Origin of the sequence: Micromonospora craniellae, assembly GCF_014764405.1 — a bacterium.
In the GTDB taxonomy this organism is placed as follows: domain Bacteria; phylum Actinomycetota; class Actinomycetes; order Mycobacteriales; family Micromonosporaceae; genus Micromonospora; species Micromonospora craniellae.
The window spans coordinates 1,374,612-1,393,131 of record NZ_CP061725.1; the positions used below are offsets into that span (position 1 = coordinate 1,374,612).

An 18,520-nucleotide genomic window follows, 5' to 3' on the forward strand; every position below is an offset into this window, starting at 1 on the left:
CCGGCCGGTCACTCGGCGGACGGGTCGGTCAACCGCCAGGCGGCGTTGACCAGGCCGATGTGCGACAACGCCGGCGGGGTGTTGCCGAGCTGCGCGCCGGTGGTCAGGTCGATCTGTTCGCTGAGCAAAACGCGTAGTCGGAGATCGGCGGCTGCGCCATCCGGTGTGCGTACCCGGGTCCTCGACCACATCACGCCGGCCCGGACGCCCGGGCCGGCGGGACGGGTCAGGAGGTCGGCGGCTCGTCCTCGCCCGCGGCCTCGGCCGCGTCGGCCTCCTCCTTGGTCTTGTGCACCGCCTGGTCGGCATGCTCCGGCGGCCCGTAGACGGTGTAGAGCACCAGCGGGTTCGGTCCGGTGTTGACGAAGTTGTGCTTCGTCCCGGCCGGCACCACCACGAGGTCGCCCTGCACGACCTCGCGCTTCTCGCCGGCCACTCGGGCCTCGCCGGTGCCGCTGACGAAGGTGAGGATCTGGTCGATGTCCTCGTGGACCTCCTCGCCGATCTCACCGCCCGCCGGGATCGTCATGATCACCAGTTGGGTGTGCTTCCCGGTCCACAGCACGCGCCGGAAGTCCGGGCTCTTCTCGGCGACCGTGGCAATAGTGAAGTGCTCCATGACCGGCACATACCCCGTTGCGCGCCACCCCACGCCGGGACTTGCAGATAGTGGAATTGGGCACGATCCGAGGGTTTGGACACGCTCCGAACGGGGATCGACACGACCGGCCGGCACTGGTCGGCCATGCCAGGTCCCCGCTGACGTACCGCCGTACGGGCTGCGGTGGCGGGAGACGGCTGAGCGCGGCGACGTTCGGGTCCTCGGATCGAACGGCGCCGTGCGCTCGTGCCCGGCTCCGCTCGGCGCCCGCACGGGCTACGCCAGCACGGCCAGGTGAAACGGCCGGTCGGCGGAGGCCCCGGCGCTGTCGAAGGTGGTCACGAAGACCGCGTTCGGGATGCCGGTACGCCCGGCGACGGCGATCTGACCGGACGGCCCCAGCCCCGAACTGCCCGACAGCCCCACCGTGCCGACGCAACCGGCAGCGGTCACGTCCTGGTCGAAGACCACCTGGTACATCCCGGTGCTCAACCGGTCGGCCGTCGCCGCGCCCATCCCCCGGACCAGGACGCCGTTGGCGGCGACCACTGCGAACAGCACCCTCGCCGTGGACGGCATGCCGGCGCCGCCGCAGGTGGTGTGCGCGGCGTCGGCGCGGGCCGTGGTCTCCTCTCCCGGCTCCGGCTGGGCCGCCCGTTGGCTCCTGGCTCTCGCGCTGGACATTGTGCTCCTCTCCAGCCGGCCCCGGTGGCCGAGGCGTGTTGAGTTGATTCGGGTGGCTAAGAAGGATCAGCACCGATCAGCACCCTTTGTGCCTCGAACGTATGTCGCGTTCCCTGTCGGTAGCCACCCGACAGACTGTCCGATCACGGACAGTCGACATCTCGATCATGCCTCTGACCTGCGACGAAGCCCCGGCAGTGCGGTGTGTCGTCAGTCGTCGTCCAGATCCAACACCGGCACGCCGGCCTGGCACCGCACCGACAGCTCGTGCTCGCCGCTCGGGCCGACGAACTTCACCTCGGCGTCGTCGTCCGGGCCCCGGTCCACGTCCTCCACCGAGTAGCCCTGCTTCGGGGACCAGTACGCCAGCCACACCCCGCCCGGCACGCACTCGGCCACCACGCTGCCGCCCGGGTTGGAGAAGCTGCGCCGGTGGGACGCGTCCGGCGTGGGGCTCACCGGCGGCGTACCCGTCGGCTCCGGTGAGCCGGTCGGGCCCGGCGTACCGCTCGTCGTCCCGACCGTACGGGGCGGCGCGGCCAACTCGCGGGCGATCTCCTCCTGGCTGCGGACGCCGCCTGGCGTGCCGGTGAGGCTCTCCCCCACCAGCCGGATCGCGGCGAGTCCGATCAGCGTGGCGACCACCGCGGTGGCCAACCACCCGGCGACGGCGAGGAGCGTGCGACGTCCCATCACCCGACTATCCCTGATCGCGGGTTGCGGCGACCTTCGGGGAAGACTAAGGGAGGGTTAACGAAAGCCGTGGTCGGGCCCGGGCGGATATACCCTGCCTGCTGTGGCCCGCCTGCTGCTCATCGAGGACGACCTGACCATCCGCAACCCGCTGGTGCGGGCGCTGCGCGAACGGGGACACGCGGTGGCGGCGGCGTCGACCGCGATGGCCGGGCTCCGCGACGCGCTCGAAGACCGCCCCGACCTGGTCGTAATCGACCTCGGGCTGCCCGACCTGGACGGCCGCGAACTGCTGCGGATGCTGCGCGCGGTCAGCGCGGTACCGGTCATCGTCGCCACCGCCCGCGACGACGAGACGGAGATCGTCCGGGTCCTCGACGCCGGGGCCGACGACTACGTGGTCAAGCCGTTCACCGCCGCCCAACTCGACGCGCGGGTCCGCGCGGTGCTGCGACGCGGGCCGGGCGGACCCGCCGAGGAGGATCCGACCGTGGTCGTCGGCGGGCTGCGGATCGACCCCCGCGCGCGGCAGGTCAGCCTGGACGGCGCGCCGGTCGAGCTGACGCCGCGCGAGTTCGACCTGCTGCGGCACCTGGCCACCCGGGTCGGCGAGGTGGTGACCAAACGCGAGCTGCTCACCGAGGTGTGGCAGATCCCGTACGGCGGGGCGGACAAGACCGTCGACGTGCACCTGTCCTGGCTGCGTCGCAAACTCGGCGAGAGCGCCCAGCAGCCTCGCTACCTGCACACCGTACGCGGGGTGGGGGTCCGGCTGGTCTCGCCCGAGGTGCAGCGGTGAGGGCGCGACTGGCACTGCTGGTCGCCGCCGTCAGCGTGCTCATCGTGATCGCCTTCCTGGTGCCGCTGGCGCTGCTGCTGCGGACCTCCGCCGAGGACCGGGCGACCGCACGGGCCACCGCCGACGCGCAGGGTCTCGCCCCGGTGGTCGGCACCGCCGACTCCGAGACCGTCCGGCTGACCGTCGACCAACTCGTCCAGTCCGGCCGACCGGTCAGCGTCTTCCTGCCCGACGGCAACCAACTCGGCTCACCGGCCCCCCGTACGCCCGCCGTCGTGCTGGCCGCCCGGGGGCAGAGCCTGACCGCCGAGACGCCGGAGGGCCGCGAGGTGGTGATCGCGGTCCAGGGCCGTACGGAGGGCACCGCGGTCATCCGCACCTTCGTGCCCAACGCCGAGCTGACCAGCGGGGTGGACCGGGCCTGGCTGGTGCTGTCCCTGCTCGGCCTGCTGCTGGTACTGATCGGGCTGGCCGTGGCCGACCGGCTGGCCCGCACCCTGGTCCGTCCGATCGGCGAGCTGTCGGCGGTGTCGCACCGGCTGGCCAACGCCGAACTGGACGCGCGCGTCGAGCCGTCCGGGCCGGCGGAGCTGCGCGAGGTGGGCGGTGCCCTCAACCACCTGGCCGGCCGGATCCAGGAACTGCTGGTGCAGGAACGCGAGCAGGTGGCCGATCTGTCGCACCGGTTGCGGACCCCGCTGACCGCGCTGCGGCTGGAAGCCGAATCGCTGGCCGACCCGCAGGACGCCGCCCGGATCGCCGGTGCGGTGGACGGGCTGGAACGGGCGGTGACCGGGCTGATCAGGCAGGCCCGGTGGCGTACGCCCGCCGACGGTGCGGTGGTCTCCGACGCGGTGGCGACGGTGACCGAGCGGGTGGCCTTCTGGTCCGTGCTGGCCGAGGACACCGGCCGGGCGGTCGACCTCGACCTGGCACCCGGCCCGCTGCCGGTCGGCGTCCCCGCCGACGAGTTGGAGGCGGCGGTGGACGCGTTGCTCGGCAACGTCTTCGCGCACACCCCCGACGGCACCGCCTTCGCCGTGCGGCTCGTACCCGACGGCGACCAGGTGGTGCTGACGGTGGCCGACGAGGGCCCCGGCATCGCCGCCGAGTCGGTCCGTCGCGGGGCCAGCCAGGCCGGGTCGACCGGCCTGGGGCTGGACATCGCCCGCCGGGCCGCCCAGGCCAGCGGCGGCCGGCTGGAACTGGGCGAGCGCCCCGGCGGCGGCGCCGAGGTGGTGCTGCATATGGGGGCCGGTCGCTCTTAACCCGACCTTAGTGTTCGGACAGCGCGCCGCTATCCCGCCCCGACCGATGCTGTGTGCATCAACCGAGGAGAGGTGGCACCGATGAAGCGCAACCCCCTGATCCTGGCGTCGGCCGGCGGCGCCGCGGCGGTCCTCGCGGCGGTCGGGATCTTCCTGGGCGTCACGGCGGCCGACAACGACCGCGCGCGGCAGACCACGCTGACGGCGGCGACCGGCACCCCGGACGAGAGCGTCCCGAGCACTCTCGACATCGTCACCCCGTCGGCCGACCCCGGCACGGCGGCACCGACGGCCGACCACAGCACGGCCGCTCCGCCGACCGGCACCGGCGCCCCGGAGACCGCCGACAAGGTGAGCCGGGAGCGGGCCGGCGAGATCGCCCTGGCGTACGCGGGCGGCGGCCGGATCACCGAAATCGACCGGGACCGGGAGAACAACCGCCCGGTCTGGGAGGTCGAGATCGTCAAGGGCGACATCGAGCACGAGATCGACGTCGACCGGGAGACCGGCCAGGTGATCAAGGCCGAGCAGGAGCGGTACGACGGCGATGACGACGACCGCGATGACGATGACGATGACGATGACGACGATGACGACGACCGGGACGACGACTGACCGGTCGGCATCGGGTCGGTGACGGCCATTGACACCCCGGAGCGGCAGCCGCCGCCCGGGGTGTCACGCTGTTCCGGCCCGCGCCCCGGACCGCCGGCCGGCCCGGCTCAGCGGCCCCGGTGCAGCCAGGCGAGCAGGTCCGGCGGGGCCAACGCGGCGGCCCGGCGGTGGTAGCGGGCCAGGGTCTCGGCATCGAGCAGCGCGCTGCCCTGGCCGGAGCGGCCACTGCGGAAGAAGGCCCGCCGGTCCTTGAACACCCCCGCCGGGTCGGGAGCGAGGCGGTCGGCGCGCGCCCGCATCCGGTCGAACGTGGCGGCCTCGACCAGCTCCGGACCGGGCGGTTCGAGCCCCATCCGCTCGGCGAGCCGGCCCATCTGCCCGGCCAGGTCGGCGGTGAGGTCGTCGTAGTGGACCAGATGGACGTTGGGCCGGCGCCGACGTGCCCAGACGTCCCGCAGGTGCGCCATGACCCCGGGCAGGGAGTCCAGCTCGACCCGAGGGTCCGGATCCGCGTCGACCCAGCGTACGAGCGCCTGCTCGACCGGCGGTGGGGACGGCTCGGCCACCGGTGGCGGGGACGCCGGGTTGCCGGTCAGCTCGGCCAGGCGGGCACGGTCCAGGTTCGCGCCCTGATGGTGCAGGGAGACCGCCAGGTCCAGCGGGTGGCGGGCCACCACCACGTAGTGCACCCGTGGATCGGCCGGTACGCCGTCCAGCGGGGTGTGCGTCTTGACGAAACGGCGGTGCGACTGCGCGGCCAGCCGGCGGTACACCGACTCCGTCGGCTCGACCAGCCAGTCCAGCCAGGGCGACAGCTCCGACAGCGGGGCCGGCAGGTCCGGCGTCCGCAGCACCAGCAGTGCGCAGATCATCTGCATCCACGTCGTGCCGCTCTTGGAGCGGGTGCTGATCACGATGTCACCGGGGCGGAAGACGAAGTCCCGCCACCGGGCGCTGTCCTCATCGGCGGAGCGATACCTGGCAAGCGATCCGGGCATTCCCGCGACAATAGTCGCGGAGCTGACAGTGTTCTGCCGAATTTCCGGCTGCATGCCCTGTGAGCTGGGTAATCACCTGGCTACATTTAATTATGGTGCCCGCCCACAGGGGCTGGGCGACGGAACCGGTCTACCGTCCCGTTCTCGCCGCACGGCGAGGGGAACTGGACGCGCTCGGCCACCTCGACGACGCCCTCGCCCCGCTGATCGCCCCGATCCTGCACGTGTCCGAACTCGACAGGTCCATCGTGGAAGCCGTGAGCCGGTTGCCGCCGGGGCTGGTTCCGGCCGTCGACGTCGGCGCACTTCCCGATCCGGCCGGCGCCGAACCGCTCCGGTGGGGCGTACCGCTGGTGCCGGTGATCGGTCCGGCCGACGGTGAGCAGCGGTTGGCGACCCACGGCGTGACCGCGCGGGCGTACTGCGGCCGGGCCGTGGTGCGACTGCGGATCCGCCTGGACCGGGCCGGCCCCGACGCCGCCACCACCGCCGTGGAACGGATCTGGCGGTACGCGCGACTGGCCCCCGAGCAGTGCGACCTGATGCTCGACTGCGGTGACGTGTGCTGCCCGGCGGACGTACGCACGACCGAGCCCCGGGTACGCCGGGCGCGGGACTGGGCTCGGCGGCACGCCTGGCGCTCGGTCAGCGTGGTGGCCGGCGGGATGCCACCGGCGTTGGCCCGGCTGCCCACCGACGAACCGGTCCGGCTGGACCGCTGGGACTGGCTGCTCTGGCGACGGCTGGCGGACCTCGGTGTCGGTTTCGGTGACTACGGTGTCGCCTCCGCCGCTCCGGGGACGGAGCCGGTCGACCGGTTGCCCACCCTCCGCTACACCGACACGGACGCCTGGTGGCTCTACCGGTGGTCCCGTCGCGGGCGGCGCGGCGACGAGCGGGTCGCCGACCTGTGCCGCGAACTGGTGTCCGCGCCGCACTGGCCGTCGACGGGTGCCGGCTTCTCCTGGGGCGACCACGAGATCGTGCGCCGGGCGCGCCGGGCCGCCGGAGCCGGATCGGCGACGAACTGGGTGGCCTGGAGCACCTCGCACCACCTGGCGCACGTGCTGGCCACGCTGGTGCGTACCAGCGGCGGTGGGGCCCGGCCCCAGGGCGCCGTCCCGCCCGCGCGGCCTCGTGGTGGGCAGAACCGACGCGTGGGCTGAGCCGAGGGCTACGGCTTCTCGGTGAACCCGAACTGCACCACGCCCTCGTCGTCGACGCTGGCGTCGACCGAGGCGTCACCGAGCAGGTCGGCGGCGTCGGAGTCGAGGAAGATCCGGGCGCCCTGGTTGTCGACCACATGGTCGCCCTCGACCGGTGCGGCGACCAACTCGACGGTGAGCGATCCGGCCATGGTGTCCGCGGCGATGCGTACCCCACCGCCGTCGGCCACGTCCTGCTGGTTGGCGAGGTCACGGATCACCAGGACGGCATTGTCGGTCATCGTGAGCATGGTAGGGCTCCTCGTGGGTTCTCGACTCCCGGCGCCGGAGGCACACTGCCGGCCAAGCCGCGAGCGGGCCGGGGATCGGCCCGCACACCGGGTACGGATGTGGCGGCCTTGCGAGGCCGACCACACCCGGCGCGGCTCGCCGGGCGGCGGTCGCCTACCGCCGCATCGGGGCAGCTCAAGGCCCCTCCACTGCCCACGGTGCCCGCTACGAGGAGATCCGTCAAGTAGACGTCCGTCGATCGGTGTGGGCGGTGTGAGTGCCGCCGGAACGGGTACGCGTCGAGGTCGCCCCGGCGGCAGTGTTTGGAGGGGGCCCTTCCTATACACCAGGCGTTAGGAAGGGCCCCCTCCTTGCGTCCGGGGGCGTGGGGACGGGAGCGGCGGGGTCGCCGCGTTCGATGAGCGCGGCGATCTCGGCGTCACGCAGGCCGCGCAGCGCCAGGACACGGGTGCCCCAGCGGTGCAGCCGGCACGGATGCGGGCTGGCGTCGTTGCGGCAGACCGTGCCGCCGGACCATCTCCGGGGCGCGTGCACCACGACGGCACGGACGGCGAACTGGGCATCCTCGGCGGTCACGTACGGCGGCAGCGGGATCTCCCGCAACGCCGTTCCGGTCGACTCGTCGGCGGGCGGGGACGGACGGAGAGTACTGCTGCTGTTCATCGGCCTGGCCTCCACACAGGACGGTCGTACCCGGACAGCAGGACGGTACGGTCCGGTGGAGGAGGCCCGACGGACAAACTGCCCGACGGCGGGCGGCGGTGCGCGGCGCTGCGGGGTCCGGGAACGGCTCAGCCGAGGACCTCGAAACCGAGGGCGCGGACCATCGTCACGGCCTGTACCGCGTCGACGATCGCGCCGGAGCGCCGCACGGCGGTCGGATCCAGCCCGGAGAGGTCACTGCCGCGCAGGTCCGCGCCGGACAGCCGGGCCCCACGCCACTGCACGTCGGACAGGTCGGCCCCGCTCACGGTCGCGCCGGTCAGGTCGGCACCGGACAGGTCGGCCTCCCGCATGCGTACGCCGGTGAGGCGCGCACCGCGCAGGTCGGCCCCGGCGAGCGTGACGAACGACCAGTCGCCGCCGTCGACGGTCAGCGGACGCAGGTCGCACCGGTCGAAGCTGCTGCCCACCAGCTTGCAGCCGGTGAACTCGGCCTCGAACAGGTTGCAGCGGGTGAACACGCAGCGCATGAAGGCCGCATCGACGTGCCGGGAGACGTTGAACAGCACGTCGCCGAAGGTGCAGCCGTCGAAGACGGCACCCCGGCTGGTCGCCTCGGTCCGGTCGACCCGGTGGAAGGTGCAGCCGACGAAGTGCCGCTCGGTCAACTCCTCGGCGTACCAGTCCTCGTCGTGGAAGGTGACGCCCTCGATCGGCTCCGGCATGAGGCGGAGCGTAACCAGTGACACCGACAACCTTCCGCTTCCCGGCCCTCGTACCGGCCGGTAAGTTCGGTCTGATGAACATGGCACGCAGCATCGAGCCGGCCCAGGTCGGTCTCGACCCGACTCGGCTGGCCCGGATCGACACGCACTTCGGCCGGTACGTCGACGACGGCCGGCTCGCCGGGTTCCAGGTTCTGGTCACCCGGCGCGGCGAGATCGCGCACAGCGCGACGTACGGGCTGCGGGACCGCGAGGCCGGTACGCCGGTCGAGGCGGACACGCTCTGGCGGATCTACTCCATGTCCAAGCCGATCACCTCGGTGGCGGCGATGATGCTCTGGGAGGAGGGCCGCTTCGAGCTCACCGACGAGATCGGCCGCTGGCTGCCCGAGTTCGCCGACATGCGGGTCTATTCGAAGGGCTCGACGCTCAAGCCGTACACCGTGCCGGCGGTCGAGCCGATCCGGGTCTGGCACCTGCTCAGTCACACCTCCGGGCTGACGTACGGCTTCATGCAGACCTCGGTGGTCGACGGCCTGTACCGGGCCGCCGGGTACGACCTGTACCCGCCGTCGGACGTGGACCTGGCCGGGGCCTGCCGGGTCTTCGGTGAGCTGCCGCTGCTGTTCCAGCCCGGCACCGCGTGGGGCTACTCGGTCGCCACCGACGTGCTCGGCCGGCTGGTCGAGGTGGTCTCCGGGCAGAGCCTGGACACGTTCCTGCGCGAGTGGATCCTGCACCCGCTGGGCATGATCGACACCCGGTGGCACGTGGAGGGGGCGGACGTCGAGCGGCTGGCCGCGTTGTACGTGCCGGACCCGGCCACCGGTCGGGCGGTACGCCATGACCGGCTCGGCGACCTGGCGTACGCGAAGCCGACGTTGCTCTCCGGCGGCGGTGGCCTGATCTCGTCGGCCGCCGACTACCACCGGTTCACCCAGATGCTGCTGCGCGGCGGCGAACTCGACGGGGTACGCCTGCTCGGCCCCCGCACGGTCCGCCTGATGACCCGCAACCACCTGCCCGGCGGCGGGGACCTGGGCACGCTGTCGACGGGTGGGTTCGCCGAGACGACGCTGGACGGCATCGGGTTCGGTCTCGGCTTCGCGGTGGTGGACGATCCGGTGCCGAGCCGGCTGCCGAGCAGCGTCGGCGAGTACTACTGGGGCGGGGTGGCCAGCACGGCGTTCTGGGTCGACCCGGCGGAGGAACTCACCGCCCTGCTCTTCACCCAGCTCATGCCGTCGAGCACCTGGCCGCTGCGCTCGCAGCTCCGGCAGCTCGTCTATTCCGCGCTGATGGACTGAAGGTCGATCCGCACCGGTGGGCTGAAGGATCGCCGTTCCGCCGACGTGCCCGGGGCCCGGTCCATAGCCTGGGGTGGTGAGCGACATCGTCGTGTTCGGGGCGGGCGGCACCGCGGGTTCCCGCATCGCCGTCGAGGCGTTCGACCGGGGACATCGGGTGGTGGCAGCGGTACGCCGGCCGGAGGCCACCTCGTACCTGCCGCCGGGCGTGCGGGTGGTCACCGGGGACGCCACCAGCGAGCGCAGCGTACGCGAGTTGGCGCCGGACGCCGACGCGCTGGTGGTGGCGATCGGCGGCGGCGACCGCACGCTGTGGCCCGACGCGGCCCGGACCCTGCTCGATGTGCTGAGCGGGATGCCGGCCGCGCCCCGCGTGATCCATGTCGGTGGCGGTTCCACCCTGCTCACCCCGTCCGGGACGCGGTTGCTCGACGAGCCCGGCTTCCCCGCCGAGTACCGGGAGGCCGCGCTGGGCCAGTCCGACGCTTTGGACGTCTACCGCTCCGCTGCCGACGGTGTCACCTGGACCTATCTCTCCCCGCCACCGCTGGAGTTCCACCCGGGCGAGCGCACCGGCCGCTACCGCACCGGCACCGACCGACCGGTGACCGACGACGACGGTCGCAGCGTTCTCAGTTGCGAGGATCTGGCGGTCGTGGTGGTCGACGAGATCGAAAGCCCACGATTCCGGAACATGCGCTTCACTGCCGCATACTGATTCCTCGGCATCGCCAGCGCAAACCATCGCGAAAGAACATCAGCCTGGAGCGGTTGCAGGTGTCAATGGAGCGATCGTCAGTCGGCCAGGCGGGCCGGGAAGCCGCCGGTGGCCACCGGCCCCCACGAGGTGATGGTCACCCGGATCAGCGATTTGCCCTGGCGCGTCATCGCCTCCCGGTACTCGTCCCAGTCCGGATGTTCCCCGGAGATGCTGCGGAAGTACTCCACCAGCGGTTCCAGGGCGTCGGGCAGGTCGAGCACCTCGGCGGTGCCGTCGAGCTGCACCCACGGCCCGTTCCAGTCCTCGGAGAGTACGCACGCCGACACCCGTGGGTCCCGGCGGATGTTGGTGACCTTCGCGCGTTCCGGATAGGTGGAGATCACCAGTCGGCCGTCGGCGTCCACTCCGGCGCTGACCGGCGAGGACTGCGGACGGCCGTCCGGGCGGGTGGTCATCAGCACCACCCGGTGCCGGGTTCGGACGAAGGCGAGCAGGTCGTCGCGGGCGACCCGGGTGTTGCGAGCGATCGGGCGTGGCATCGTTCGTTTGTACCAGCCGTCAGCCGATCCGGCCTGCGGACGGCTGGCGGGGCACCCGGGGACGCGACGAGGGCCGCCAGGCGCGGCCGTTGGCGTAGATCACCCGGAAGCCCAGGTACGAGGCCAGCGGCGCCCAGTGCGCCGAGCCCATCCGTAGCTCGGCGGCGTTGTGCCGCCGACCGTTGGCCAGCACGTCGAGCAGGACCGTCTCGAACGCCGCCGACTCGACCCAGTCCACCTCGCGGGTGAATCCGCAGATCAACGCCGCGCCGGTCACCTCAAGGAACTCCCGCAGCACCGGCTCGGGGGCGCGCAGCACCGAACAGCTGCCGAAGTAGAGCCGGCGTCCCTCGCAGCGGCCGGCCATCAACTCCGCCACCTCGGTCAGCTCGACCGACTGCCAGTCGGTCAGGCACAGCCGGTTCGGCTCGCCGTGCATCGCGAAGAAGCCCAGCCGGTGGTCGGCGTACTGCTTGAGCAGCCAGCGGTCGACGAAGTAGAACAGCTCGTCCCGGGTGGCCGCGTCCTTGTGGATGAAGCGGACCTTGCCCAGCCGTTCGAGCAGTTCGAGGGTGGGCAGCACCGATCCCCGCTCGTTGAGGTCCCGGTGCCACTGGCCCTCGATGCAGAAGATGCCTCCGCGCGCCACACCCGCCCCCAGTCGTCGCCCGGCGCTGAGGTTACCGGGCCGACTCGGCTCGGCGACATCACCCGTACTGCGGTCACCTGCGGCTTTCCGTACCACGACGGCCGGTCCGACGGCTCTGCGGCAAGGCCGGAACAAATGCTCGTTTCTCTCGAAACGGACTGATTCCGGGGCGCGACGCCGGCCCGGGCGTGGGCGGGGGGGGATGCCCGTACGCCCCGGGCCGGCGTCGTACCGGCGGACGAGCCCGCTCAGCTCGCCCGCGGCCAGCGCGGCGCGGTGGCGGGGGGTGCCACCGGCCGGCCGGGGGTCCGGACACCGGCGCGGGCCGCCGGAGCGGTCACCCTCGGGACCGGGCCTCGCGCCGGGTGACCGGCACGTTCGGTACGCGGCGGATATCCGGCCGCCCGGTCGGCGCGTCCCGGATAACCGGCGGACCGCTCGGCACCCGCCGGACGGGCGACCGGGGTACGGCCCTGTTGCGGCCCGTTCACCAGGAACGGGAACGGTACGTGAACGAACGGGTTGCCGTGCCGGATGAGGGCATCGAGCTGCCGTTCGTTGAGTCCGTGGTCGAGCAGCACCTTCCGGCCCCAGCGATGCAGCCGGCAGGGGAACCTCGCGCCGTCGTTGCGGCAGAGGGCCCCCGTGGGCCATTCCTCCGCCGCGTGCACTACCACCGCCCGTACCGCCAGGCGGACATCCTCGGGTGTCAACGGCGTCGGGACCGGCAACTCGCCCAGGATCTGATCGATGGGATCCGTCGACTGACCATCAACTCGCACGGCAGGCCTCCCGCAGCTCCGGTGGCGATGCGCCTGAGCACCGCACCTCATGCATTCATACGGCCTGGCGCGCGGGAAAGTTCAAACCCCGTCGGTGCACCGTTCGCCGGCGGCGCGACCAGGCCCGGCGGCCCCCGGTCAGACCAGCCCGGCGTCGTGCACGAGAAGCGCCACCTGCACCCGGTTGTTGAGGCCGAGCCGGGTCAGCAACCGCGAGACGTACGCCTTGACGGTGGCGACGCTCATGAACAGCTCGGTGGCGATCTCGGCGTTGGTAAGCCCCTGGCCGATGGCCATCGCCACCGCGCGTTCCCGTTCGGTGAGCCCGCCGAGCAGCCGGGTGGCCCGGTCCTGTCGCGGATCGCTGGCGGTGCCCACGGTGACGTGCGCGATGAGGGTCCGGGTGACCGTCGGCGACAGGGTCGCCTCGCCGGCCGCCACCCGGCGTACCGCCTGCACGATCTCCACGGGCGGAGTGTCCTTCAGCAGGAATCCCCCGGCGCCGGCGCGCAACGCTCGCAGCACGTGCTCGTCGGCGTCGAAGGTGGTCAGCACCAGCACCTCCGGTGGTCGGGGCAGCGCCCGCAGCGCCTCGGTGGCGGCCAGCCCGTCCACCCTCGGCATCCGGATGTCCATCAGCACCACGTCCGGCCGGCAGGTGACGACCGCCTGGACCACCTCGCCGCCGTCCGCCGCCTCGCCGACCACCTCCAGGTCGGGCGTACCGCCGAGGATCATCGACAGCCCGGCGCGCACCAGGGCGTCGTCGTCCACGATCAGGACCCGGATCCGACGTGGCCCCGCCACCGGCGGCACCTGCACCGGGCCGGTCACGACGCCGGCCAGGGCAGCCAGGCGGCGAGCCGGAAGTCGCCGCTGGAGTCGCGGCCGTGCTCCAGCCGCCCGCCCGCCAGGGTGACCCGCTCGGCGACACCGACCAGACCGGTGCCGGTACCCGGGATCGGCGCCTCGGCCTCACCCACCGGCCACCGGTTGCGGATCTCCACGGCCAGCCCGTCGCCGGGGCCTCCGCTGAGCCCGACCGTGACGGCCGCGCCACCGGCGTGCTTGCGGGCGTTGGTCAGGCCCTCCTGCACGATGCGGTAGACGCTGCGGCCCAGCCCGGCAGGCAGCCGTTCCGGCGCGCTGACCCGGTCCCGCAGGTCCACCCGGGTGCCGGCGGCCCGGGACTCGGCGACCAGCGCGGGCAGGTCGTCGAGGGTGGGTTGCGGGCGCTCCGGCTCGGCGGTGAGGGACGCGTCGGCCCGCAGCACGCCGATCACCTCACGCAGGTCCTGCAATGCGGCGTGCGCGCTGCCCCGGATCACCCCGGCGGCCCGGGAGACCTCCTCCGGCGCGGCGTCGGGCCGGAACTCCAGCGCACCGGCGTGCAGGCTGAGCAGGGAGATCCGGTGGGCCAGCACGTCGTGCATCTCGCGGGCGATGCGGGTGCGCTCCAACTGCCGGGCCTGGGCCACCCGAAGCTGCTGCTCGGCCTCTGCCCGTTCGGCGCGTTCGCGCAGCGACAGCACCAGTTGCCGGCGCGCCCGCACGAACATCGCCCAGGCCATCACCAGCAGGGTGATCACCACCCCCCAGATGGTCGCGGGCCAGTAGCTGCTGTTGGGGTCGGGCCGGAACAGGGCGAAGAACATGTTGGTGACGAGCCCGCCTGCGGTGACCGCCAGCGCCACCGCGGTCCGCCGGTGCACCACCACGGTGAAGTAGATGATCAGCAGCGCGGCGATGGAGGTGACCGAGAACATCGTCAGCGGCAACGTCACCAGCGCCAGCCCCAACGGCCAGCGGCGACGCCACCAGAGCGCCGCCGTACAGGCCAGGCCGAGGACCGCGTCCGCGACGATCATCCAGCCGTACGGCAGCCGCTCGGCGAGGATCGGGGCCGGCGTGAGGGCGTCGAACGTGGCCAGCACCACCCAGCCGAGCGAGACCAGGAAGCAGGTGCTGTCGATCAGCCAGTCCCGCATGGTGCGCCGGGGGCGACGGTCGGTCGCGCCGAGCGCCCCGGGCAGCAGCCACGGGTGTTCGGGGACGACAGGGCTGGTCACAGCCGTAATGGTAGGCAGCCGCCGTGGCTCGGACCAGCTACCAAAGTCGGTCCTTCGGCATCGACCTTGGTCTAGCCGGGTGTCGACCGCCGGCCGCTGCGGACGGCCGGGTGGCCTCGGCAGCCTGACGGACATGATTGTCGTAGACCAGCTCACCAAACGGTACGGACGGCACACCGCCGTCGAGGACGTGTCGTTCCGCTGCGAACCGGGCACGGTCACCGGCTTCCTCGGGCCCAACGGGGCGGGCAAGTCGACCACGATGCGGATGCTCTGCGGGCTGACCCCGCCGACGTCCGGCACCGCCACCGTCGCCGGGCAGCCCTACCGCCGGCTACCCAACCCGGGTCGCACCGTCGGCGTCCTGCTGGACGCCTCCGCCCAGCACGCCGGGCGCACCGGCCGGGAGGCGCTGGCCGTGGCGGCGGCGACGATGGGCGTGGACCGGCGCAGCGTGGGCCAGGTGCTCGACCGGGTGGGACTGGACGGGGTCGCGGCCCGGCGCCGGGTCCGCGCGTACTCGCTGGGGATGCGCCAGCGGCTCGGCCTGGCGCACGCGCTGCTGGGCGACCCCCGGGTGCTGGTGCTGGACGAGCCGGCCAACGGCCTCGACCCGGAGGGGATCTTCTGGATGCGCGGCCTGCTGCGCGACTTCGCCGACCGGGGCGGCACCGTGCTGCTCTCCTCCCATCTGCTGCGCGAGGTCGAGGCGGTCGCGGACCGGCTGGTGGTGATCGGGGGTGGCCGGATCGTGGCGCAGGGCGACAAGGCGGAGCTGCTGGCCGACGGCGGCACGCTGGTGCGCTCCCGCGACCGGGTGGCGCTGCGGGGCGCATTGGAGCGGGCCGGCCTGCCGGTCAGCGAGGGCACCGACGGGCTGCTGGTCCGCGCCGACACCGAAGTGGTCGGCGAGGCCGCGCTGGCGGCCGGCATCGCCCTGACCGAGTTGCGACCGGCCGGTGGCGGTGGCCTGGAGCAGCTCTTCCTCACCCTCACCGCGACCGCCGGAGCGCAGACCACCGAGACCAGCGCCACCGAGCCGACCAGGGAGCCCGTCCGATGACCACCACCATCGCCCCCGAGGACACCCGGCCGGTCAGCCGGGCGTCCGAGCGGGCACCGTCACTCACCAGGCTGACCCGGGTGGAGCTGCGCAAACTCGTCGACACCCGGGCCGGTCGTTGGCTGTTGATCACCATCGGCCTGGTCGCCGCCGTCATCGTCGCCCTCCAACTGGTGTACGCGCCAGCCGCCGAGCAGACCTTCGTCAACTTCTTCCTCCCGTCGCTGTTCCCGGTCGGGGTGCTCCTGCCGGTGCTGGGCATCCTGTCGATCACCAGCGAGTGGGCGCAGCGCACCGCGCTGACCACGTTCGCGCTGGTGCCCCGGCGGGAACGGGTGATCGCCGCGAAGCTCGCCGCCGTGGTGCTCGCCGCCCTGGCGTCGGTGTTGGCCAGTCTCGCCCTCGCCGCCGTCGGGACGCTGATCGCCGACGCCACCGGCGGTGCCGGCACGTGGCGGATCGACGGGATGCTGATCCTGCACGCCGCCGTGTTCCAGGTGATCAACGTGTTGATGGGCGCCGGGTTCGGCCTGCTGCTCCTGCACACCCCGCTGGCCATCGTGGCCTATCTCCTGCTGCCGATCCTCTGGTCGGTCGTGGGCGAACTGGTCCGGCCGTTGCACCGCGCCGCGGAATGGCTGGACACCACGCGCACCATGGAGCCACTTCTCGCCCCCGAGCTGACCGGCGGGCAGTGGGCCCGGCTGGCGGTCTCGCTGCTGGCGTGGCTGGTCGTACCCTTGGTCGTCGGATGGGTGCGGACGATGCGTCGGGAGGTGGCGTGACGGCGTACGGCACGCCGACCGTGGTCAGCTGGGGTCGACTGGAGTCGCTGCTGCTCTGGGTCGGGTTCCCGCTGGCCGGCGGTGCCGCAGGGGCGGGGCTGGCGGCCAGGGCGGGCTGGATCGCCGGCCTGGCCTGGGCCCCCGCGCAGGGGCTGTTCCGCCTGGTCGACGGCATGCCCGACCAGCAGGCGCTGGCGACCGGGGCGGCGGTCGGCATACTGGCCGGGCTGGTGTTCGGTGCCGTCGCAGCCGCCGACCGGGTCGCCGTCGAGGTGGCCGTGGACCGGGTACGCGTGCGGCACGGCGGCAAGGAGCGGGAGTTCGCGCGGCGGGACGTCCGGATGGCCCACCTGGACGGCAAGGAGCTGGTCCTGCTCGGCCCGGACGACGAGGAACTCCTCCGGCGGCGCTCCGACCTTCCGGGCGCCGACCTCGCCGGGGCGTTCCGGGAACACGGCTGGCCCTGGGCGGACGAGGACCCGCACCGGGCCGCGTACCGGCTCTGGGTGCCCGAGCTGCCCGGGTTGCCGCCGGGCGCGGACGCACTGCTGAAGGCCCGCCAGAGGGCGCTGGACGACGACCGGGGTGACGAGGCCGGCGAGTTGCGGACCGAGTTGGGCCGCTACGGCGTGGTGGTCCGGGACGAGGGCAAGCGACAGCACTGGCGGCTGTCCCGTTCCGCCGCCCCACCGGAGTGAACGAGGCAGGGCGACTACCGTTCCAGGTCTGGGGAGGTACGTCGATGTACGTGGTGTCCGTTATCAACTACAAGGGTGGGGTCGGCAAGACCACGGTGACCGCCAACCTCGGGGCCGAACTGGCCAACCGGGGAATGAAGGTGCTGCTCATCGACCTCGACCCGCAGGCAAGCCTGACCTTCGGCTTCTACGACCCGGATGACTGGCGGGAGCGGTTACGCGACTCCCGGACCATCAAACGGTGGTACGACGGCCTACGCGAGGGCGACACCGCAATCACTCTCGGCGATCTGGTGGTGTCCCCCGGTCCGGCGAACACCCGACTCTCCGGGGCCGGCCGGCTCGACCTGATCGCCTCGCATCTGCAACTGGTCGACATCGACCTGGCGCTGGCCCGCAGCGTCGCCGGTGGCGAGGAGTACGACGCCTCGCTGTTCCGGGTGCGCGGTTCGCTCGCCGACGGACTGCTCGCCGACGGGCTGGAACCGTACGACATGGTGTTGATCGACTGTCCGCCGAACTTCAACGTGGTCACCCAGTCCGCCATCATCGCCAGCGACCATCTGGTGATCCCGGCCAAGGCCGACTACCTGTCCACGCTGGGCATCGACTACCTGCACGGCAATGTCCGGGAACTGGTCGAGCAGTACAACGCCGACGCCCGGCGGTTCGCCACCGTACGCCGGCACCAGAAGGTCGCGCCCGGCGTGGCCGGCGTGGTCTTCACGATGATCCAGTTGCTGGCGCAGCGGCCGATCGCCACCCACCAGGGCTACATGGACCAGGTCCGCAACCTGGGGCTACCGGTCTTCCCGACCGCGCTGCGGGAGAACGTCACCCTCTACGCCACGAACACCCCGCGCGGTGTGCCGGTGGTGCTGCGCGACCGGGTCACGGTGCCCGCCGTCCGCGCGGAGCTGCGCCAGCTCGCCACCGAGTTCCTCGACCACCTCCAACCTGACCGGCAACCCGCGTGAGGGGGCCGGAGGCCGTCGACCCGGCACGGCTAGCCGACGCGCTGGCGACCATGACCAGCCGGGCCGACGGTACGGCGTACCTGTCGGATCGGCCGGCGCGCGACCTGCGGGAACTGGCCGCGCACCTCGGGCTACGCGGTCTCGGTGGACTGCGCAAGGCGGAACTCGTCGAGCGGATCGTGGACGCCACCATCGGCTACCGCCTCGACTCCACCGCGCTGCGCCGACGCTGACCCGGGCACTCGGGGACGGGCGTGAGAACCGTATCGCCAGCGGGTATGTCGGCCCGATGGCCAGCACGGTGGCGCACGACAGCCGCCGCTAGATCCGATCTAGCGGCGGCTGTCCGTGGTCTCGCGCCTGCACGGAGCCGGCGTCGTTGTAGCAGGCGGACGGCGACGGGATTGACGGAAGGAAGCACCGAGAT

23 protein-coding genes and 1 pseudogene are annotated in these 18,520 nt (G+C 72.6%); 11 read left to right on the plus strand and 13 right to left on the minus strand.

Translation table 11 applies throughout. The annotated features are described in order from the left end of the window. Positions 1–8 precede the first annotated feature (8 nt). The 4 genes and pseudogenes from ID554_RS32945 to ID554_RS06235 all read right to left on the minus strand — a co-directional run. Positions 9–218, minus strand: a pseudogene (locus ID554_RS32945) (hypothetical protein); the annotation flags it as partial. Between the two features lie 8 nt (positions 219–226). Further along, positions 227–619, minus strand: a complete 393-nt coding sequence (locus ID554_RS06225) for a cupin domain-containing protein (protein WP_117228987.1) — start codon at positions 617–619, stop codon at positions 227–229. A gap of 258 nt (positions 620–877) precedes the next feature. After that, positions 878–1,285 carry a hypothetical protein gene (locus ID554_RS06230; protein ID WP_117228986.1) on the minus strand — a complete coding sequence of 136 codons (408 nt, stop codon included), beginning with the start codon at positions 1,283–1,285 and terminating at the stop codon, positions 878–880. A 210-nt stretch (positions 1,286–1,495) separates the two neighbouring features. After that, a complete protein-coding gene (locus ID554_RS06235; RefSeq protein WP_117228985.1) occupies positions 1,496–1,978 on the minus strand; it encodes a septum formation initiator in 483 nt (160 codons plus the stop codon). 103 nt (positions 1,979–2,081) lie between these two features. On the opposite strand from ID554_RS06235, the gene ID554_RS06240 reads away from it, so the two are divergent. From ID554_RS06240 to ID554_RS06250, 3 genes are all read left to right on the plus strand, one after another. Next, positions 2,082–2,777 carry a response regulator transcription factor gene (locus ID554_RS06240; RefSeq protein WP_117228984.1) on the plus strand — a complete coding sequence of 232 codons (696 nt, stop codon included), beginning with the start codon at positions 2,082–2,084 and terminating at the stop codon, positions 2,775–2,777. Then, positions 2,774–4,045 carry a sensor histidine kinase gene (locus tag ID554_RS06245; RefSeq protein ID WP_117228983.1) on the plus strand — a complete coding sequence of 424 codons (1,272 nt, stop codon included), beginning with the start codon at positions 2,774–2,776 and terminating at the stop codon, positions 4,043–4,045. Before ID554_RS06240 ends, ID554_RS06245 begins: the two co-directional genes overlap by 4 nt. An 81-nt stretch (positions 4,046–4,126) precedes the next feature. Then, positions 4,127–4,660, plus strand: a complete 534-nt coding sequence (locus ID554_RS06250; protein ID WP_117228982.1) for a PepSY domain-containing protein — start codon at positions 4,127–4,129, stop codon at positions 4,658–4,660. Between the two features lie 107 nt (positions 4,661–4,767). On the opposite strand, the gene ID554_RS06255 is transcribed toward ID554_RS06250, so the two are convergent. Continuing rightward, positions 4,768–5,658: a sulfotransferase domain-containing protein gene (locus tag ID554_RS06255; protein ID WP_117228981.1), complete on the minus strand. Its 891-nt coding sequence runs from the start codon at positions 5,656–5,658 to the stop codon at positions 4,768–4,770. A gap of 92 nt (positions 5,659–5,750) precedes the next feature. Here ID554_RS06255 and ID554_RS06260 point away from each other — a divergent pair, with 92 nt between their 5' ends. Then, a complete protein-coding gene (locus tag ID554_RS06260) occupies positions 5,751–6,824 on the plus strand; it encodes a beta family protein (RefSeq protein ID WP_117228980.1) in 1,074 nt (357 codons plus the stop codon). 8 nt (positions 6,825–6,832) lie between these two features. Here the strand turns inward: ID554_RS06260 and ID554_RS06265 are convergent, their stop codons facing one another. From ID554_RS06265 to ID554_RS06275, 3 genes are all read right to left on the minus strand, one after another. After that, positions 6,833–7,114, minus strand: a complete 282-nt coding sequence (locus ID554_RS06265) for an adhesin (protein ID WP_117228979.1) — start codon at positions 7,112–7,114, stop codon at positions 6,833–6,835. Positions 7,115–7,433: 319 nt separating this feature from the next. Further along, a complete protein-coding gene (locus tag ID554_RS06270; protein ID WP_117228978.1) occupies positions 7,434–7,778 on the minus strand; it encodes a hypothetical protein in 345 nt (114 codons plus the stop codon). A 128-nt stretch (positions 7,779–7,906) separates the two neighbouring features. Further along, the gene (locus ID554_RS06275; protein WP_117228977.1) at positions 7,907–8,503 is read right to left on the minus strand and encodes a pentapeptide repeat-containing protein; all 597 of its coding nucleotides are present in this window, start codon (positions 8,501–8,503) and stop codon (positions 7,907–7,909) included. Positions 8,504–8,577: 74 nt separating this feature from the next. Between ID554_RS06275 and ID554_RS06280 the strand changes: the two genes are divergently transcribed. Together ID554_RS06280 and ID554_RS06285 are read left to right on the plus strand one after the other, a co-directional pair. Continuing rightward, positions 8,578–9,810 (plus strand): serine hydrolase domain-containing protein, encoded by a 1,233-nt coding sequence (locus tag ID554_RS06280; RefSeq protein ID WP_117229040.1) that lies wholly within the window; start codon positions 8,578–8,580, stop codon positions 9,808–9,810. Positions 9,811–9,886: 76 nt separating this feature from the next. Further along, positions 9,887–10,528 (plus strand): NAD(P)-dependent oxidoreductase, encoded by a 642-nt coding sequence (locus tag ID554_RS06285; protein WP_117229039.1) that lies wholly within the window; start codon positions 9,887–9,889, stop codon positions 10,526–10,528. A gap of 77 nt (positions 10,529–10,605) precedes the next feature. Here the strand turns inward: ID554_RS06285 and ID554_RS06290 are convergent, their stop codons facing one another. The 5 genes from ID554_RS06290 to ID554_RS06310 all read right to left on the minus strand — a co-directional run bounded on the left by ID554_RS06290 (position 10,606) and on the right by ID554_RS06310 (position 14,570). Then, a complete protein-coding gene (locus ID554_RS06290; protein ID WP_117228976.1) occupies positions 10,606–11,070 on the minus strand; it encodes a PPOX class F420-dependent oxidoreductase in 465 nt (154 codons plus the stop codon). A gap of 19 nt (positions 11,071–11,089) precedes the next feature. Next, on the minus strand, positions 11,090–11,719 hold the full coding sequence (locus ID554_RS06295) for a DUF6642 family protein (RefSeq protein ID WP_117228975.1): 630 nt from the start codon (positions 11,717–11,719) through the stop codon (positions 11,090–11,092). A 248-nt stretch (positions 11,720–11,967) separates the two neighbouring features. Then, positions 11,968–12,501 carry a hypothetical protein gene (locus ID554_RS06300; RefSeq protein WP_117228974.1) on the minus strand — a complete coding sequence of 178 codons (534 nt, stop codon included), beginning with the start codon at positions 12,499–12,501 and terminating at the stop codon, positions 11,968–11,970. A gap of 138 nt (positions 12,502–12,639) precedes the next feature. Next, positions 12,640–13,356: a response regulator gene (locus ID554_RS06305; RefSeq protein ID WP_396888537.1), complete on the minus strand. Its 717-nt coding sequence runs from the start codon at positions 13,354–13,356 to the stop codon at positions 12,640–12,642. Beyond that, positions 13,332–14,570, minus strand: a complete 1,239-nt coding sequence (locus ID554_RS06310; protein ID WP_117228973.1) for a sensor histidine kinase — start codon at positions 14,568–14,570, stop codon at positions 13,332–13,334. The genes ID554_RS06305 and ID554_RS06310 overlap by 25 nt, the downstream gene beginning before the upstream one ends. A 133-nt stretch (positions 14,571–14,703) precedes the next feature. On the opposite strand from ID554_RS06310, the gene ID554_RS06315 reads away from it, so the two are divergent. The 5 genes from ID554_RS06315 to ID554_RS06335 are packed head-to-tail and all read left to right on the plus strand — an operon-like array spanning position 14,704 to position 18,326. Continuing rightward, positions 14,704–15,633, plus strand: coding sequence for an ABC transporter ATP-binding protein (locus ID554_RS06315; protein WP_117229037.1), 930 nt, complete (start codon positions 14,704–14,706; stop codon positions 15,631–15,633). Then, positions 15,630–16,418, plus strand: coding sequence for an ABC transporter permease subunit (locus tag ID554_RS06320; protein WP_117228972.1), 789 nt, complete (start codon positions 15,630–15,632; stop codon positions 16,416–16,418). The genes ID554_RS06315 and ID554_RS06320 overlap by 4 nt, the downstream gene beginning before the upstream one ends. After that, positions 16,415–17,116: a YqeB family protein gene (locus ID554_RS06325; RefSeq protein WP_117228971.1), complete on the plus strand. Its 702-nt coding sequence runs from the start codon at positions 16,415–16,417 to the stop codon at positions 17,114–17,116. Before ID554_RS06320 ends, ID554_RS06325 begins: the two co-directional genes overlap by 4 nt. A gap of 44 nt (positions 17,117–17,160) precedes the next feature. Then, complete coding sequence (locus tag ID554_RS06330; protein WP_117228970.1) at positions 17,161–18,093, plus strand: ParA family protein; 933 nt, start codon at positions 17,161–17,163, stop codon at positions 18,091–18,093. Beyond that, positions 18,090–18,326: a Rho termination factor N-terminal domain-containing protein gene (locus tag ID554_RS06335; protein ID WP_117228969.1), complete on the plus strand. Its 237-nt coding sequence runs from the start codon at positions 18,090–18,092 to the stop codon at positions 18,324–18,326. The genes ID554_RS06330 and ID554_RS06335 overlap by 4 nt, the downstream gene beginning before the upstream one ends. The last annotated feature ends 194 nt before the right edge of the window (positions 18,327–18,520 follow it).

Excerpts from the sequence above, each read along its gene's own strand:
- ID554_RS06265 (WP_117228979.1), bottom strand. The coding sequence starts at position 7,114 with ATGCTCACGATGACCGACAATGCCGTCCTGGTGATCCGTGACCTCGCC.
- ID554_RS06330 (WP_117228970.1), top strand. The coding sequence starts at position 17,161 with ATGTACGTGGTGTCCGTTATCAACTACAAGGGTGGGGTCGGCAAGACC.
- ID554_RS06250 (WP_117228982.1), top strand. The coding sequence starts at position 4,127 with ATGAAGCGCAACCCCCTGATCCTGGCGTCGGCCGGCGGCGCCGCGGCG.
- ID554_RS06320 (WP_117228972.1), top strand. The coding sequence starts at position 15,630 with ATGACCACCACCATCGCCCCCGAGGACACCCGGCCGGTCAGCCGGGCG.
- ID554_RS06270 (WP_117228978.1), bottom strand. The coding sequence starts at position 7,778 with ATGAACAGCAGCAGTACTCTCCGTCCGTCCCCGCCCGCCGACGAGTCG.
- ID554_RS06280 (WP_117229040.1), top strand. The coding sequence starts at position 8,578 with ATGAACATGGCACGCAGCATCGAGCCGGCCCAGGTCGGTCTCGACCCG.
- ID554_RS06235 (WP_117228985.1), bottom strand. The coding sequence starts at position 1,978 with ATGGGACGTCGCACGCTCCTCGCCGTCGCCGGGTGGTTGGCCACCGCG.
- ID554_RS06255 (WP_117228981.1), bottom strand. The coding sequence starts at position 5,658 with ATGCCCGGATCGCTTGCCAGGTATCGCTCCGCCGATGAGGACAGCGCC.
- ID554_RS06290 (WP_117228976.1), bottom strand. The coding sequence starts at position 11,070 with ATGCCACGCCCGATCGCTCGCAACACCCGGGTCGCCCGCGACGACCTG.
- ID554_RS06315 (WP_117229037.1), top strand. The coding sequence starts at position 14,704 with ATGATTGTCGTAGACCAGCTCACCAAACGGTACGGACGGCACACCGCC.
- ID554_RS06260 (WP_117228980.1), top strand. The coding sequence starts at position 5,751 with ATGGTGCCCGCCCACAGGGGCTGGGCGACGGAACCGGTCTACCGTCCC.
- ID554_RS06225 (WP_117228987.1), bottom strand. The coding sequence starts at position 619 with ATGGAGCACTTCACTATTGCCACGGTCGCCGAGAAGAGCCCGGACTTC.
- ID554_RS06230 (WP_117228986.1), bottom strand. The coding sequence starts at position 1,285 with ATGTCCAGCGCGAGAGCCAGGAGCCAACGGGCGGCCCAGCCGGAGCCG.
- ID554_RS06275 (WP_117228977.1), bottom strand. The coding sequence starts at position 8,503 with ATGCCGGAGCCGATCGAGGGCGTCACCTTCCACGACGAGGACTGGTAC.